Genomic DNA, 16,699 nt, shown 5'->3' with positions numbered 1-16,699 from the left:
CTGCGGCCGACGGTGCCGCCCGGCGCGGGTCAGCCCGTCGCAGCGCGTCTCCCCCGCGTTCACGCATTGCCTGATCCCGGTGCTCCGACATTCGGATGCCGGCCATGCCGCGGCATGGCCCGGTCCGATCGGCCTGCCGGTCGCGCGGCGTTTTGGCAAAGATTGCTCCCCGGGCTCCAAATGCCGGCATATAAACTACAAAATCGCTAGATATTTGGAATTCCAGAAAATGAGATTGGATTATAGCATTTAGAACGAACTGGCATCCACCGCGCTTCTCCCTCTGCCCGGTCGATGCCGACGCGAGTTCTAAAACGGGGTTCCCAGATGACAGACGTGCTGAAACTCTCCCGCCGCGGATTCATGGCCGCCACCTCGGTGCTGATCGCCGGGTCCACCCTCGGCGCCGTCTCGGCGCAGACGGCCCGGAAGACGCTGCGCATCGCCGCCGGCGAGGCCGACGGGCCCAAGGGCACGCTCGATCCGGCCTTCAGCGCCGTCGACCCGGATTCGGCCCGCGTCAGCCTGGTCTACGAGCGCCTCGTCATCCAGGACGACACCTTCACGCCGCAGCCGCAACTGGCGCTTTCCTGGGAGTCCAACGAGACCGCCGACGTCTGGACGTTCAAGCTCAGGCAGGACGTCAAGTTCCAGGACGGCGAGCCCTTCACCGCCAGGCATGTCGTCTACACCTTCCGCCGCCTGCTCGATCCGGCCACCGGCTCGCCCGGTACGCCGTCGTTGTCGGCGATCGACGGCGACAAGGTCGAAGCCGTCGACGACTACACCGTCCGATTCACGCTGAAGACCCCGGTGGTGGAATTCCCCTCCTATCTCGTCAACCGCTTCACCTACATCGTCAAGGAAGGCCAGCCGACGGACCAGTTGCGCACCGCCGGCATCGGAACCGGCCCCTTCAAGGTCGAGCACTATGTGCCGGGCGAAGAGCCGGCTATCTTCGTCAAGAACGACACCTACTGGCGCCCCGGCCTGCCGAAGGTCGACGCCGTCGAGCTGCGCTCGATCCCCGACCCCTCGGCCCGGATCGCCGCCATCGCCGCCGGCCAGGTCCACGTCGTCTGGGACCTGCCGCGCATCGGTCTCGAGACGCTGGAGAGCAACCCCGACGTTCACCTCATTGAGGTCCGCGCTCCCTTCGTCATGACGCTGAGTTTCTGGACCGACACCAAGCCGTTCGACGATGTGCGGGTCCGCCAAGCGCTCAAGGCGGTGGTCGACCGGGAGGCCGTTCTCAAGCTGGTGGCCGGCGGCCATGGAACGGTGGCGGCCGACAACCCGGTCGCCCCCTGGATCCAGTACGGGCTCGACGAGCCGGCGCCCAAACGCGACGTGGCGAGGGCCAAGCAACTCCTGGCCGAGGCCGGCTATCCGGACGGCATCGACCTCGAACTGTTCACCTCCGGCGCCACGCCCGGCTTCGTCGAGCTGGCGACGCTCTACCAAGGTCTCGCCGCCGAGGCGGGCATCCGCGTCAAGGTCACCCGCACGCCGGACAGCGAATACTGGAGCAACATCTGGCTGAAGAAGCCGTTCATCTCTTCATCCTGGTCCGGGCGCGACGCCGACGCCGCCCTGTCGGTGCCTTACCTGTCGGACGCCGACTGGAACGAGACGCACTGGAAGAATCCGGAGTTCGACGGGCTCATTCACGAGGCGCGCCGCACCGTCGACGCCGCCAAGCGCGCCGAACTCTACCAAAAAGCCCAGAAGCTGCTGCAGGAGGACGGCGGCGTCATCATCCCGGTGTTCGTCAACTCGGTGGCCGCCGCCAGCGCCGGCGTGAGCGGCGTCAAGCTCTACCCGCAGGGCCACCAGAAGGACTTTTCCGAAGTCGACATCGGCGCCTGAGGGCGCCCCCGGCGCTGCCGTCCAGACGCCATCCGGAAGACCGACGGTTTTCCGGATGGCGCCTTGTGTTGCATTTGGGAGTTTCGTTCAGGGTCATGGTTCAATCATCTCCGCGCTACCGGCTGGGCATCGACGTCGGCGGCACCTTCACCGACATGCTGCTTCTCGATGAAACCACCGGCGACCTGAAATCTGCCAAGATACCGTCCACCAGGCCGCCGGAAGACGCCATCCTCGCCGGTATCGAACGGTTCCGCGACCACGACGGCGTCGACCCGTCGGCCATAGGCTATTTTTCCCACGGAACGACGCTGGCGGTGAACACGCTGCTCGAGCGCAACGGCGCCGAGGTCGGCCTGATCACCACCCGCGGCTTTCGCGACATTCTGGAGCTGCGCCGTCTCCGCCTGCCGAAGGCCAACGACCTCTTGGTACCGCGCCCCGTGCCGCTGGTGCCGCGCCGCCACGTCGCCGAAGTCGGCGGACGCCTGGACGCCGAGGGACACGAGACCGCGCCTCTCGACTGCGAGGAGATCGTCGCGGCGGCGCGCGATCTGGCAGCGGCCGGCATCAGCACCATCGCCGTCGCCTTCCTGCATGCCTATCGCGACGACCGCCACGAGCGTCAGGCCAAGGCCTGGATCGCCGAGGCCCTACCGGATCTCTACGTCTGCACGTCCGCCGAAACCTGGCCGCAACAGCGCGAGTACGAGCGGACGCTGATCTCGGTCATCAACGCCTATATCGGCGGCCGCATGCTGAATTACTTCGCGACGCTGGCGCGGCGGGCGGCGGAGCTCGGCATTGCCGCCCGCCTGTTCTCGACCAAGTCCAACGGCGGCATCATGAGCGTCGAGGCGGCGGCGAGCCGGCCGGTCGATACGCTGCTGTCCGGCCCGGCGTCGGGCGTCATCGGCGCCGCCTTCATCGGCCGCCAGATCGGCGACGACCACATCGTCACCCTCGACATGGGCGGCACCAGCGTCGACATGGCCGTCATCGACGGCGAGGTGCCCTATTCCAACGAGAACACGGTTGGCGATTTTCCCGTCGTGCTGCCGGCCGTCGACGTGTCGGCGATCGGCGCCGGCGGCGGCTCCATCGCCTGGATCGACCAGGAAGGCATCCTGAAAGTCGGTCCGGAAAGTGCCGGTGCCGTGCCGGGTCCGGCGAGCTACGGCCGCGGCGGCACGCGCGCCACCGTCACCGACGCCTATGTGGTGCTCGGCATCTGCCCGCCGTCCGGGCTGCTCGGCGGCGAGATGCCGATCTATCCGGACAAGGCCGCGGCGGCGGTCGGCGCCATCGCCGATCGCCTCGGCGTCAGCCTCCGCGAGGCGGCCGACGCCATCCTGCAGGTGGCGACCGCCAACATCTATGCCGGCCTCGTGCCGCAGCTTGCCCGCCGCGGCGCCGAGGCGGCCGACTTCTCTCTCCTCGCCTACGGCGCGGCCGGCCCGACCCACATCTTCATGCTGGCGCGCGAGATCGATGTCCGCCGCGTCATCGTGCCGCCGGCCCCCGGCCTCCTTTGCGCCCTCGGCTGTCTCGTCGCCGACCTCAGGGCCGACTTCGTGCGCAGCCTCTGGGAAAGCGCCTCGACGCTCGCCGACGAGCGCCTGCGCGAACTTTACGCCGCGCTGGAGGCGGAGGCGCTGGCCTGGCTCGAAAACGAAAAGGTCGAGGTATCCGACGTCCGGGTGCTCCGCTCCGTCGACGTCTGCTACGAGGGCCAGTCCTTCGAGGTCAACGTGCTGCTTGCCGACGGACCGCTCGACGTCGCCACGGTGGTCGAGAGTTTTCACGCGCAGTATGCCCGCATCTACGGCTACGCCGACCGGAAAGCCCCCGCGCGGCTTCTCGAGGCGCGCGTCCAGATCGTCGGCGTCACGAAAAGGCCCGAGCTCGCGGCGCGGCCGGAACCGGCTCGGCGCGGCGCGCCGCCGCCGTCCTCCCGCCGCGCGGTCTACGAACAGGGCGCGGCGGCCGAGGCGCAGATCTTCCAGCGCGCCGATCTCCGCCCGGGCGACAGCTTCGCCGGCCCGGCCATCGTCGAACAATACGACACCACCGTCTACGTGCCCGCCGGCTTCACGGTGAGCGTCGACGCCTGGAGCAACCTTATCGGAGAACGCGCGTCATGAGCCAATCGCGCCCCTATTCGGCCGTCGACGGCAAGGCCGGCCTCGCCATCCTGAGCAACCGCTTCCAGGCGGTGGTCGACGAAATGGCCCAGGCGCTGTTCCGCACCGCCCACACCGTCTTCGTCAAGGAGACGCAGGACTACGGCGCCGCGCTCGTCAGCCTCAAGGGCGAGGTGTTCGCGGCGCCCCGCCGCTCCGGCGTGCTGATGATGATCGGCATGCCGATGGACGACGCCATCGCCGCCATCTCGCACGACGTCAGGGAGGGCGACGTCTTCATCTCCAACGATCCGGAGGCGACGCGCGGCATGTGCACGCATCTCTCCGACGTCTTCCTGTGGAAGCCGGTGTTCCACGAGGGCGAACTTGTCTGCTACGCGTGGAGCTTCATCCACATGACCGACGTCGGCGGCCGGACCGCCGGCTCGATAGCCCCATCGAGCTACGAGGTCTACCAGGAAGGCATCCGCATCCCGCCGCAGAAGCTGTTCCGCGAAGGCGTGCTCGACGAGGTCTTCCTCGACACCTTCCTCATCAACACCCGCACGCCCGAGCAGAACTGGGGCGACATGAAGGCCTGCCTCGCCGCCCTCAACACGGCCGAGCGGCGGGTGCGGGAACTGATCGGCCGCTATGGCCGCGACCGCATCGTGCGCGGCATCGACGAGGTGCTCGACTACGCCGAGGCGCAGGCGCGGCGGGTGATCGAGCACGTGCCGGACGGCACCTACCGGTTCTCCGACTTCATCGAGGCGGACATGGTCGGGCTCGGGCTCATCCGCGTCAACCTTGCCATGACGATCGCCGGCGACGGCATGCTGCTCGACTTCGCCGGCACGGCGCCGCAGGTGCGTGCCGCGCTCAACCTGCCGACCTATGGCAAGGACGGCCACTGGATGCTGATCACCGGCCTCGTCAACTGGTTGTGCACGCAGGAGCCGGAGATCGCCTACAACGCCGGCATCGTCCGGCCGATGAAGGTGAAGATTCCCAAGGGCTCCATTCTCAATCCCGAGCCGGGCGCCGCCTACGGCGCCCGCTATTCCACCTCGCACAAGGTCTGCGACGTCACCATCGGCGCACTAGCCCAGGCAGTGCCGGACGAATTGCCGGCCACCGATTCCGGCCAGGGCTCGATCCTGCTGGTCTCGGTACCGGATTTCTCGACCGGCCGCAGCAAGGTCAGCGTCATCCAGCCGATCGTCGGCGGCTCGGGGGCGCGGCCGACGGCCGACGGCGTCGACGGCACCATGGTCATCCTCAACTTCCTGCGGAACGTGCCGACCGAGATGATCGAGCGCGAGATGCCGGCCATCGTCATCCGCCGCTACGGCCTGCGCGAGGATTCGGGCGGCGCCGGCCGCTGGCGAGGCGGCACCGGCACCATCATCGAGTTCGAAACGCGCTCGCCCTATACGACGATCACCTCGCGCGCCATGGAGCGCTACATCTTCCCGCCGGCCGGGCGGCGGGGCGCCGAGCCGGGCACCACCGGCTTCACGACGCTCAACCCGGGCACCGGGCGCGAACGCGACATCGGCAAGATCGACATCCTGGAACTCGGTCCCGGCGACGTGCTGAGGATCGGCACCCAGGGCGGCGGCGGCTTCGGCGATCCGCTCGCCCGGGAGCCTCGCCTCGTCCGCGACGATCTCCTCAACGGCTTCATTTCCGAGAAGACCGCCAACGACGTCTACGGCGTGGTGCTCGACGCCACCGAAGAGATCGACGAGGCGGCGACGGCCCGCCGCCGCCGCGAGATCGCCGCCGGCCGTGGCTGGACGGTGCCGCCGGAATTCTCCTTCGGCCCGGCTCGCGAGGCCTACCACGCGCGCTGGCCGGCCGGGCTGCACGACGCCATCGCGGCGGCCACCGAGGGGCTTCCCGGCCTCAAGCGCCAGTTGCTGCACGGCCTGATCAGCGAACGGGTCGAAAGACGGCTCGACGAGGGCACGGTGCCGGACACCGCCGCTGTCGCCGCCATCGCCGACGAGGTGCTGCATCTCGCGGGGGGACGTCATGGCTGAGGCGGCCTGGCCCGCCGCCTTCGATCTCGCCCGCGTCGACAGCGACCGCGCGCCGCCGGCCCGCGTCGACGTGGTGGTGGTCGGCGGCGGCATCGTCGGCGCCTCGGCGGCGCTGTTTCTCGCCGAAGCGGGGCACAGCGTGGCGCTGGTCGAAAAGGGATGGATCGGCGCCGAGCAGTCGGGCCGGAACTGGGGCTGGTGCCGTTTCACGCTGCGCGACCCGGCCGAACTCGAGCTGATGGGCGTCGCCCAGCGCCTCTGGCGCGACCGGGCGTCTCTCGGCGGCGCCGATACCGGCTTCCGGACCACCGGCATCATGTACCTGATCGGCCGCCGGCCCGACGATGTCGCGGTCTACGAGGCATGGCTCGCCGACGCCCGCCGGCACGGCCTCGCCAGCCGGCTGATCGGACGCGACGAGGTGGCGCGCCTGCTGCCCAACGCCGGCCGCCAATGGCAGGGCGCCCTCTTCACGCCCGAGGACGGCGGCGCCGAGCCGGAGCGGGCGGCGCCGGAGATCGCCCTGGCGGCGCGTCGAGCCGGCGCCGCCGTCCTGACCGGATGCGCCGTCCGCGGCGTCGAGCGGACGGCCGGCCGCGTTTCAGCGGTGGTCACCGAAAACGGCACTATCGGTTGCGACGCCGTGCTGGTCGCCGCCGGAGCCTGGTCGCGCCTCTTTCTCGGCAATCTCGGCATCGACCTGCCGCAATTGAAAGTGCTGGCTTCGGTCGTGCGCACGGCACCACACGGCGCCACGCCCACCGTTTCGGTGGCCGGCACCGGCTGGGGATTCCGCAGGCGCGACGACGGCGGCTGGATCGTTTCCGAGACCAACGCCACCACCGCCGACATCGTGCCGGACAGCTTCCGGCTGCTCTGGGACTATCGCCGGCATCTGCTGTCCCCGGACCGGCCGCGCCTGCGGTTCGGCCGGCGCTTCTTCGAAGAGCTGCGGACGGCGCGCCGCTGGCGGAAAGACGAGGTGTCGCCCTTCGAGCGCAGCCGCGTCCTCGACCCGGCGCCCGATCGACGGGTCGTCGCCGCCGCCGGCAAGGCCATCGGCATCGACCTGCCGGAATTTTCCGGCATCGACATCACCGGCTCCTGGGCCGGCTACATCGACGTGACGCCGGACGCCCTGCCGGTGATCTCCGGCATCGCCGGATGGCCGGGTCTCTTCGTCGCCACCGGCTTTTCCGGCCACGGCTTCGGCATCGGTCCCGGAGGCGGCCGTCTCGCCGCCGATCTCGTCGCCGGCCTTGCGCCTTCGGCCGATCCGGCGCCCTTCCGCGCCGATCGCTTCCCGCGCCTCGCGCGCACTTCCAAAGGACGGACATGATGGCCCAGGGCTTTGCGGTGGATTCCCTCGGCGGGGGCGACGAATTGCCGGCCCGCACGTCGGTGGTGGTGATCGGCGGCGGCATCGCCGGCGCCATGACGGCGCTGTCGCTGGCCGAGGATGGCGTGCCGGTGCTGCTCATCGAAAAGGGCCGCGTCGCCGGCGAACAGTCCGGCCGCAGCTGGGGCTGGTGCCGCAAGATGGACCGCGACATCCGCGAGCTGCCGCTGGCCATCGCCGCGCTGCCGCTGTGGGAGGACATGAACCGCCGCATCGGCGGCGAGAGCGGTTTCCGCCGCTCCGGCATCGTCTATCTCAATGCCGACGAGAAAGAGGAAGCGGCACGCGGCGCCTGGCTCAGGGCCGCCGAACCCTTTGGCCTCGATACCCGCCTGATTTCCGCGGCCGAGGTCGATACGCTGCTGCCCGGCTCGAACCGGCGCTGGCGGAGCGCCCTCTACACGCCGAGCGACGGCGTCGCCGAGCCGCGCCTCATGGTGCCGGCGGTGCTGCGCGCCGTCCGCCGTCTCGGCGGCAAGGTCGTCGAGCACACGCCGGTCATAGGGCTCGAAACGGCCGGCGGCAAGGTCGATGCCGTGGTGACGCCGCAAGGGCGGGTCGCCTGCGACGCCGTGGTGCTGGCCGGCGGCGCGTGGTCCGGCCGCTTCCTGGCCGGCCTCGGCCTTCGCCTGCCGCAGTTGAAGGTGATCGCCTCGGTGCTCAGGACGGAGGCGGCGCCGCCGGCCGCCGGTCGTTCCGACATCGCCGTCTGGGGCGCCGGCTTCGGGTTCCACCGGCGGCTCGACGGCGGCTACACCATCGGCTACGGCAACAATCTGCACGAGATCGTTCCGGACAGCTTTCGCTATTTCGCGGATTTCCTGCCGACCATTCCGGTGGCGGCCGGCGACCTGCACTTCTCGATCGGCCGCAGCTTCGTCACCGAGGCGCGCCACCTCGGGGCGAGGAACACCGCCGCCCGCTTTGCCGGCGCCGGGGAAAACGCGCCGCCTCCGACCGGCCGCTTCCTCAGCCGCGCCCGGCGGGCGCTCGACCGCGCCTACCCGGCCTTCGCCGAGCTCCGCGAGGCGGCGCGCTGGGCCGGGCTGATCGACGTGCTGCCCGACGTGCTGCCGGTGATCTCCAACGTCGAGACGCTGCCGGGACTGACGCTCGCCACCGGCTTTTCCGGCCACGGCTTCGCCATCGGTCCGGCGGCGGGCCGCCTGGCGGCCGATCTCGTCACCGGCAGGACGCCGATCGTCGACCCGGCGCCCTTCCGTTACGGCCGCTATACCGACGGCAGCCGGCCACGGCCGCAGACGGCGGTCTGACCGGCTCCAGGACTCCATCGAAACGGATGCCTCAGGCCGTCTCGGCGAGCGGCGCCCGGTAGGGCTCGAGATAGTCGTCGAGCGGGATGCCGATCGCCGTGTTGAAGGCGTTGGTGGCCAGCATGGTGGCGCCGTAAGCGACGAGGTTGACGATGGCCGCATCGTCGAAACGCGCCTTGAGGCGGCCGGAAAGTTCGGCGCCGATCGGCTGCGCCTGTCCCACCACCGCCCCCAGGTCGACGAGCAGCGCGTCGTCGCCCGCCGGCTGCCACTCGTCCGGCTCGATGCCCTCGTTCTTGAGCAGGCGCCGGAAATAGGTCGAGCACAGGAGGCAGCCGGAGGTGGTGGAGATGGCGTGGGAATAGACCGACACGCCGTGCTCGCCCACCAGCGCCCGGACGGCGGCCTTGACGTCCTTCCAGTGGCTGAAGGCATCGAAGGCCGGCAACGCCTGCAGCAGCGTCGCCTTCATGTTGGTGACGCGGCTCTCCTCGGCGGTGAGCGCCGTGAAGATGCGGGCGACCTCCGGGTCGGTTGGCGGGCCGTCGCGGTCGATACGTTCGACGATGGGCATGGTGTCTCTCCTGTTGGCGTGGGGGTCAGCGCCGGCGGCGCTTGAGGTCGGCGAGGATGACGCGGGCGGCGTTGTGTCCGGGCACGCCGGTGACGCCGCCGCCGGGATGCACCGAGGCGCTGGCGAGATAGAGGCCCGGCACCGGCGAACGATAGTCGGCATAACCCAGCGCCGGCCGGCGGAAGAACAGACGGTCGAGGTCGACATCGGCGTGATGCGGATTGCCGCCCGGCAGGCCGAAGATGTCCTCGAAATCGCTGGGGGCGAGGATCTGCTCGTGGAGGATCGCCGAGGAAAAGCCCGGCGCATGCTCTTCCAGCGCGCCGAGGGCGGCAGCCCGGATCGCCTGGCGTCCCGCCTCGTCCCAGCCGCCTTGCGGCTTGAAGGGCACATGACCGCCGTAGAGCGAGACGACGTGCCCGCCTTCCGGCGCCAGCGACGGGTCGGCGACGCTCTGGGTGAGCACCGTGAGATAGGGCCGCTCGGCAATCCGCCCCGCCTTCATCGCGGTGTAGGACGCCTCCACATAGTCGACGCTGGGCGCGACGCGGAACTGGACGGGATAGGCAAAGCCCGCCCTGTCGGCCGGGAACCCATCGAAGGCCGGCAGGCGATCGAGCGCCCAGTGGATCTTGAACGACGAGGCGGTGTCGCGGAACACCCGGATCTCGTCGAGGAAACCGTCCGGCAGCAGGGACGGGTCGACCAGATCGAGAAAGGTGGAACGGGCCGCGGCGTTGGCGACGACCACCCGCGCGCCGATCTCCTCGCCGGAGGCAAGCGCCACGCCGGACGCCCTGCCGTTGCTGGCGAGGATCGACGCCACCTCGGCATCGGTGCGAACCTCCAGGCCGAACCGACGGCCGGAGGCGGCGATCGCCTCGGGGATCGAGCCCATGCCGCCGCGCACCACGCCGGTCGAGCCGGCGGAGGTGGTGCTGTCGCGCACGGCGCCGCGCAGGAGATAATAGGCGGTGCCGGGCGTATGGATGCTCACCGTCTGGCCGGCGGCCGCGGCGGGATAGTAGCCGAGGACGGCGAGAGCCGCCTCGGATTCGAAGCGGCGGCTCAGATAGTCGAAGGCGCTGGCGGTCAGGAGTTCGTAGAGATCGGCGAACACCGGGGCGATGGCCCGCTGGCGCCACAGGAAACGCAGCCGGTCGATCAGGTCGAGCGGATGCAGGGAGCGCGGGTCGAAGGGAATTTCCCACAGCAGCTTCTGAAAGACGCGGCCGATGCGGTCGAGCGTCGCCTCGAAGGCCGGATAGGCGGCGGCGTCCTTCCGGGAGTAGCGGCCGAGCTCGGCCGCGAAGCGCTGCCGGTCCGACCACAGCACGAAATGGCTGCCGTCGGCGAGCGGATGCACCTGCGGCGGCAGCTCGATCACTTCGTAGCCGAATTTCTGCAATTCGAGGTCGAGGATGATCTTCGGCTGCAACAGCCCCATCAGGTGGGCGGCGGTGTTGAAGCGGAAGCCGGGCCACAGCTCCTCGGTGGCGGAGGCGCCGCCGATCACCCGGCGGCGTTCCAGCACCAGCGTCGAAAGGCCGGCGCGGGACAGATAGGCGCCGGCGACGAGACCGTTGTGACCGCCGCCGACGATGACGACGTCATAGGATTTGCGAGGGAAACTCAAGAAAGGTGCTCCAGGGTCGCGTCGAAGGCGAGCGGCTGGCCGGTGCGGGCGGTCAGGCCGCCGTCGACCACCAGCGTGGCACCGGTGACGAAGGCGGCGTCGTCGGAGGCGAGAAACAGGATGGCGGCCGCCGCTTCCTCCGGCGCGCCCAGCCGGCCGAGCGCCGAATGGCGGCGATAGGCGCGCTGTTCGGCGTCGTCGATGGTGGCGATCATGCGCGGCGAGGCGATCGGCCCGGGGGCGACCGCGTTGGCGCGGATGCCGTGGCGCCCCTCCTCCCAGGCCAGGGTCTGGGTAAGGTTGATGATCGCCGCCTTGGCGGCGTTATAGGCGCCCCAGCCGGGATCGCCGGCCGTCCCCGAGATCGAGGCCATGGTGACGATGGCGCCGCCCCCGCGCCGTCGCATGCCCGGCAGCGCCGCGCGCACGGCCGCCGCCGTCGAGACGACGTTGAGACGGAAAAGCCGCTCCCATTCGGCGGGCTCCAGATCGGCGACGAGGCCGGGCGCGCTGCCGCCGGCGACGGTGATCAGCACGTCCAACGGGCCGGCGCCGTCGATCGCGGAGGCAACGGCCGCCGCATCGCTGACGTCGGCGGCGGCGAAGCTGGCGCGCCCGCCCGCCGCCGACAATTCGCCGGCCAGGCGGCTGCCAGCCTCGGCATCGATGTCGACGATGACGACGTCGGCGCCCTCCCGGGCGAGCCGCCGGCTGACGGCACGCCCCATGCCGCCGGCGCCGCCGGTGACCAGCGCCCGTTTGCCCGCGAAGCGTCCGGGGAAGAAAGTCTCGGAGACCGGCATCGGATCACACCTTGGAGAGCTTGCGCTCGGGGTCGAAGAAGGGGATCGGCACCGTCTCGGCCGGCACGTCGCGGTCCTCGAAGCGCACCGTCAGGCGACGGCCTGGAGCCGCCACGTCCCGGTCGAGGAAGGCGATGGCGATCGAGGCGTCGAGAGCCGGCGAATAGTTGGCCGAGGTCACCGTGCCGACCTGACGGCCGTCGATCTCCACGGGGTCGCCCTCGCGGGCGATGTCGGTGCCGTCCAGCCGGAGGCCGCCGATGTGGCGGGCCGGCGTGTCGGCGCCCGGGGCGAGCAGCGCGTCACGGCCATGGAAGAAGCCCTTGCGGCGGTTGACCATCCAGCCGAGGCCCGCCTCGAACGGCGTATGCTGCCAGTCGAAGTCCTGGCCGAAGTTGAGAATGGCCGCCTCGACGCGCCTGAGCCCGAGGGCCCGGCTGCCGGCCAATGTGGCGCCGGCCTTGCGGCTGACCTCCCAGAGATCGGCGAACAGGCGCAGCGCCTTGTCGATGGTGACGTAAATGTCGTAGCCGAGCTCGGCGGTGTAGCCGGTGCGGGTGATCTGCACCGGCACGCCGGCCACCTCGGTCTCGACAGCGTGGTAGAAGGCCAGCTTCGAAAGATCGGCCTTGGTCAGCGTCTGTAGAATTTCCCGCGACTTCGGCCCTTGCAGGCTGGCGACGTGGATCTCGTCGTTGTAGCTGGTCACCGAGACGTTGCGGCCGCGGGCGTTCTGCCAGATCCACTGTTCGGCCGAGCCGGGGCCGCCCACCCACCAGATGCGGTCCGGCGACCAGCGGACTACGATGCCGTCCTCGACGAGGCCGCCATAATCATAGGTCAGAACCGAATAGAGGCACTGGCCATCGACGGTGCGCGCGAGATCGCGCGGGATCAGCTCGTTGACCAGTTGAAAGGCGTCCGGTCCGCGCAGCTCGATGACTTCCTCGCCGGTGACGTCCCAGAGGCCGGCGACGCGACGCATGATCCAGTATTCCTCGAGCGGATCGGTGATGCGGTCCGGCTTGAGGTAGCTGTTGTGCAGCTTGAACTCGTGCGAGGCGGCGCCGATGATCGGATAGAAGGCGGTGTGCTTGAGGCCCTGCGCCTTGCGGAAGCGGGTGATTCCCCGCCCGTAGGGCGGCACGCCGACATAGGCGGCAATGGTGGTGCGGGCATTGGTCGGATCGATGCGCATGGTGTCGCTGGCTTTCTTGTGATGCGGTCGCGGGTCAAACGGTGCTGGAAGCTCTGGCCGGTCCGCCGAACCAGGCCTTCGCCGGCCGGCCGGCGTTGTCGTCCGGCGCCGAAATGCGCGGCACGGCGGCGAGCAGCCGTGCGGTGTAGGGATGATGCGGCGGCGAGAACACCTCCTCGACCGGGCCGAGCGCGCAGAATTCGCCCCGATGCAAAACGCCAACGCTCTGGGCGAACCAGCGGACGACGGCAAGGTCGTGGGAAATAAAGAGATAGGTGAGGTGGCGCTCGGCCTGCAGCGTCCTGAGCAGCGCCAGTATTTCCGCCTGGACCGATACGTCGAGCGCCGACAGGACCTCGTCGCAGATCAGCACTTCCGGTTCGGCGGCCAGCGCCCGGGCGATGGCGACGCGCTGGCGCTGGCCGCCGCTCAACTGATCGGGGCGGCGGTCGAGAAAGGCGGGATCGAGACGAACGCTTTCGAGCAGTTCGGCGGCGCGGAGCCGCCGATCGCGGCCGCGCAGGCCGAAGAAGCGCTCGAGCGGCCGGCCGAGGATGGCCGCCACGGAATGGCGCGGGTTGAGCGAGGCATCGGGATTCTGGAACACGATCTGGATGCGGCGGCGCCATTCGCCCTGCCAGCGGCGGGCGTCGGCCGGCAGATCCCGGCCATCGAAGCGGACGCCGCCGCGGCGGTGTGGCGTCAGGCCGAGAATGGCGCGGGCGATGGTCGACTTGCCCGAACCGCTCTCACCGATCAGCGCGAAGGTCTCGCCCCGCCGGATGGAGAAGGAGACGTCGCGCACCGTCGGCGGCGGACGCCGCCAGATCGCCGACAGACCCTCGCCCCGATAGGCGGCAACCAGGCCGTCGATCTCGAGCAGCGGTTTCCCCTCGCCTCCGTTACGCTTCGCCGCGTCGTCCGTCACGCCGGCCGGAGGGCGGTCGAGGTCCGGCAGGGCGGCGAGCAGAACCCGCGTGTAAGGCTGCCGGGGCGACCCGACGATCGAGGCCGTCGGTCCGATCTCGACGAGACGGCCGTCCTTCATCACGGCGATGCGGTCGGCCAGCCGGCCGAGGGCGGCGAGGTCGTGGCTGACGTAAAGCATCGCGGTGGCGAATTCGGCACGGATATCGGCCAGCAGCGTCAGGATCTGGGCCTGAGTGGTGACGTCGAGGCCGGTGGTCGGTTCGTCGAGGACCAGAAGACGCGGCCGACAGGCGAGCGCCATGGCGATCAGCACCCGCTGCTGCTGGCCGCCCGACAGCTGGTGCGGATACCGCCGGGCGAGCGCCTGCGGCTCGGGCAGATGCACGCGGGCCAGGAGATCCTCGGCAAGGCGCCGGGCCGCCGCGCCGCGGGCGACGCCGTGGATCTCGATCGTCTCGACGATCTGCCGTCCGACCGGCATGCTCGGCGTCAGGCTGGTGGCCGGATTCTGCGGCACGAAGCCGATGCGGCCGCCGCGCAGCAGCCGCACCTGCCGCTCCGGCAGCGGCAGGATATCCTCTCCCTCGAACAGGATGCGGCCCGAGACGATACGGCTGCCCGGACGCCGGCGGGCCAGTAGCGCGTAGGCGACCGTCGATTTGCCGCTGCCGGATTCGCCGGCCAGGCCGAGCACCTCGCCGGGGCGGATATCGAAGCTGACGCCGTCGACCGCCCGATGGCAAGCGGCCGGCTGCCGGCCATAGTCGATCGTCAGGTCGTCGACGGCGATGAGCGGCGCCGTCATCGCCGCGCCTCCACCGGGCCGGAATGGCCGATCAGCCGGGAGACGTCGTCGGTGAAAAGATTGACGGCGATGACCAGCAGCGCCATGGCCGCCGTCGGCGCCAGCACCGGCCAGAAGGAGGCGTTCACGGCGGCATAGCCCTCGTTGATCATCAGGCCCCATTCCGGAGTGGGCGGCGGCGAGCCGAAACCGAGGAAGCTCAACGAACCGATCATAACGATGGCGTAGCCGGTGCGGATCGAGAACTCGACGAAGACGGTGCCGGCGACATTGGGCAGCAGCTCGCGCAGGACGATGGCGAGGGTCGTCTCGCCGCGCAGCAGGGCGGCCGTGACGTAATCCTCGGTGACGACGGTGAGGGCGGCGGCCCGGACGACGCGGGCGACGCGCGGGGCGAACAGCACCGCCACCGTCAGCACCACCAGCGCCGGGTTGCTGCCGAAGACGCTGACGGCCAGCAGCGCCATGATCAGCGGCGGCATGCTGATCAGGACATCGAGGATGCGGGCGACGATCTCGTCGACGATGCCGCGCCGGTGGGCGAGCCACAGGCCGAGCGCCGTGCCGACGATCACCGCGAGCCCGGTGGCGGCGAGCCCGGTCGCCAGGGCCTGCCGGGTGCCGATGACCACCCGGCTGAACACGTCGCGGCCGAAGTTGTCCGTACCGAACGGATGCTGCCACGATGGCGGCTCGAACGGCATGCCGGCGCCGATGGCGGCCGGGTCGAACGGCACGAGCCATGGACCGGCGATGGCGATCGCGAAGAAGGCGGCGAGCAGCAGGGCGGCGAAGCCGCCGGTCAGCGACGGGCGCCGGCCGATATTCCGGGGCGCCGCGGAGAGAAGGAGGGTCATCGAGCGCTCCGCAGTTTCGGATTGAAGACCAGCGAGCCGATGTCGGCGACGAGGTTGCAGAAGATGTAGACGCCGGTCAGCAGCAGCGACACCGACAGGATGACCGGCACGTCCTTATTGCTGATGGCGTCGACCAGCAGCCGGCCGAGGCCGGGAAAGTTGAAGATGGTCTCGACGACGACGATGCCGCCGGTCAGCCAGGCGACGTTGAGCGCCGTGACGTTGAGCGCCGGGCCGAGCGCGTTGGGAAGCGCGTGCCGCAGCAGCACGCGGCGCGGCGGCGTTCCCTTGAGATGGGCCATGTCGACGTAGCCCGACCGCAGCACGTCGATCAGGCATTCGCGGATCATGCGCACCGCATAGGCGGTCATCGCGGCCGTCAGCGTCACCGTCGGCAGCAGCAGCGTCCGGATGAGGTCGCCAAAGGTATGGGCTTGGTCGATCAGGGCGAGCGGCGGCAGCCAGCCGAGCTTGACGGCGAACACCGAGGTCAGGGCGATGGCGACGACATATTCGGGCAGGCACATGCCGATCAGCGTGAACAGTTGCACCGCGAGGTCGACAGGCCTGCCCTGGCGGACCGCGGCCCAGACGCCGAGGCCGAGACTGAGCGGGAAGTAGAGGACGAGCACGATGCCGGTCAGCAGCAGCGTGTTGCCGGCGGGTCCGGCGAGCACATCGGCGACCGGCCGTCCCGAGCTTATGGACGTGCCGAGATCGCCGGACAGAACGCCGGCGAGCCAATGGCCGTACCGGCTCCAGGGTGCGATGCCGAGTTGCAGCTTGTCCCGCAGCGCGGCGAGACCGGCGGCCGTGACGTCGCGACCGAGAAGACGTTCCGCGGCATCGCCCGGCAGCCATTCGACCATCCAGAAGACGATGACCGACACCACCGCCAGCGTCGCCAGCGCCGACAGGCAGCGGAAGGCAATCAGTTTCGGCACAGGACATTCTCCGTCCCGGCAACGAAATGGCCGCTAGAAACGTGGTGTGTAGGCACGAAGCGATCCCGAAACATCCGGCATGCGAGGATCCGCATCCGGTCTCATGTTCCAAATCAAGATATTACGTCACATTATTTGGAACAGAAATCTCATGCTAAAATCCCGGCGCCGAGTGAAATAAGGCGGCGGAAACGATCTGAGCCGGCGAGGACGGCGTGGCAATCGCCCTGCGCGGCTGT

General features: G+C 69.8%; 12 protein-coding genes. 5 read left to right on the top strand and 7 right to left on the bottom strand.

Features of this window, described 5'->3' with window-relative positions; genetic code table 11:
• The first annotated feature begins 327 nt into the window (after positions 1-327).
• From CJ014_RS04675 to CJ014_RS04655, 5 genes are all read left to right on the top strand, one after another.
• Positions 328-1,869: an ABC transporter substrate-binding protein gene (locus tag CJ014_RS04675; protein WP_165790746.1), complete on the top strand. Its 1,542-nt coding sequence runs from the start codon at positions 328-330 to the stop codon at positions 1,867-1,869.
• Between the two features lie 95 nt (positions 1,870-1,964).
• Positions 1,965-4,013 carry a hydantoinase/oxoprolinase family protein gene (locus CJ014_RS04670; RefSeq protein WP_100079381.1) on the top strand — a complete coding sequence of 683 codons (2,049 nt, stop codon included), beginning with the start codon at positions 1,965-1,967 and terminating at the stop codon, positions 4,011-4,013.
• Positions 4,010-6,040 carry a hydantoinase B/oxoprolinase family protein gene (locus CJ014_RS04665; RefSeq protein WP_100079380.1) on the top strand — a complete coding sequence of 677 codons (2,031 nt, stop codon included), beginning with the start codon at positions 4,010-4,012 and terminating at the stop codon, positions 6,038-6,040. Before CJ014_RS04670 ends, CJ014_RS04665 begins: the two co-directional genes overlap by 4 nt.
• The gene (locus CJ014_RS04660; RefSeq protein ID WP_100079379.1) at positions 6,033-7,379 is read left to right on the top strand and encodes an NAD(P)/FAD-dependent oxidoreductase; all 1,347 of its coding nucleotides are present in this window, start codon (positions 6,033-6,035) and stop codon (positions 7,377-7,379) included. The genes CJ014_RS04665 and CJ014_RS04660 overlap by 8 nt, the downstream gene beginning before the upstream one ends.
• Positions 7,379-8,713 (top strand): NAD(P)/FAD-dependent oxidoreductase, encoded by a 1,335-nt coding sequence (locus CJ014_RS04655; protein ID WP_100079378.1) that lies wholly within the window; start codon positions 7,379-7,381, stop codon positions 8,711-8,713. Before CJ014_RS04660 ends, CJ014_RS04655 begins: the two co-directional genes overlap by 1 nt.
• A gap of 31 nt (positions 8,714-8,744) precedes the next feature.
• Here CJ014_RS04655 and CJ014_RS27765 read toward each other — a convergent pair whose 3' ends face one another.
• From CJ014_RS27765 to CJ014_RS04620, 7 genes are read right to left on the bottom strand one after another with little or no spacing between them, the layout of a single operon-like run.
• Complete coding sequence (locus CJ014_RS27765) at positions 8,745-9,287, bottom strand: carboxymuconolactone decarboxylase family protein (RefSeq protein ID WP_165790745.1); 543 nt, start codon at positions 9,285-9,287, stop codon at positions 8,745-8,747.
• A 25-nt stretch (positions 9,288-9,312) separates the two neighbouring features.
• Positions 9,313-10,923: a phytoene desaturase family protein gene (locus tag CJ014_RS04645; RefSeq protein WP_100079376.1), complete on the bottom strand. Its 1,611-nt coding sequence runs from the start codon at positions 10,921-10,923 to the stop codon at positions 9,313-9,315.
• Positions 10,920-11,726: an SDR family NAD(P)-dependent oxidoreductase gene (locus CJ014_RS04640; RefSeq protein WP_100079375.1), complete on the bottom strand. Its 807-nt coding sequence runs from the start codon at positions 11,724-11,726 to the stop codon at positions 10,920-10,922. The genes CJ014_RS04645 and CJ014_RS04640 overlap by 4 nt, the downstream gene beginning before the upstream one ends.
• Before the next feature lie 4 nt (positions 11,727-11,730).
• Positions 11,731-12,924 (bottom strand): aminomethyl transferase family protein, encoded by a 1,194-nt coding sequence (locus CJ014_RS04635; RefSeq protein ID WP_100079374.1) that lies wholly within the window; start codon positions 12,922-12,924, stop codon positions 11,731-11,733.
• 34 nt (positions 12,925-12,958) lie between these two features.
• Complete coding sequence (locus CJ014_RS04630) at positions 12,959-14,659, bottom strand: dipeptide ABC transporter ATP-binding protein (protein WP_100079373.1); 1,701 nt, start codon at positions 14,657-14,659, stop codon at positions 12,959-12,961.
• The gene (locus CJ014_RS04625) at positions 14,656-15,516 is read right to left on the bottom strand and encodes an ABC transporter permease (RefSeq protein ID WP_100079372.1); all 861 of its coding nucleotides are present in this window, start codon (positions 15,514-15,516) and stop codon (positions 14,656-14,658) included. Before CJ014_RS04625 ends, CJ014_RS04630 begins: the two co-directional genes overlap by 4 nt.
• Positions 15,513-16,460 (bottom strand): ABC transporter permease, encoded by a 948-nt coding sequence (locus CJ014_RS04620; protein ID WP_100079371.1) that lies wholly within the window; start codon positions 16,458-16,460, stop codon positions 15,513-15,515. The genes CJ014_RS04625 and CJ014_RS04620 overlap by 4 nt, the downstream gene beginning before the upstream one ends.
• Positions 16,461-16,699: the final 239 nt, after the last annotated feature.

Source organism: Pleomorphomonas carboxyditropha, from assembly GCF_002770725.1.
Classification (GTDB): domain Bacteria; phylum Pseudomonadota; class Alphaproteobacteria; order Rhizobiales; family Pleomorphomonadaceae; genus Pleomorphomonas; species Pleomorphomonas carboxyditropha.
This window is presented reverse-complemented; position numbering and strand designations above follow the sequence as displayed.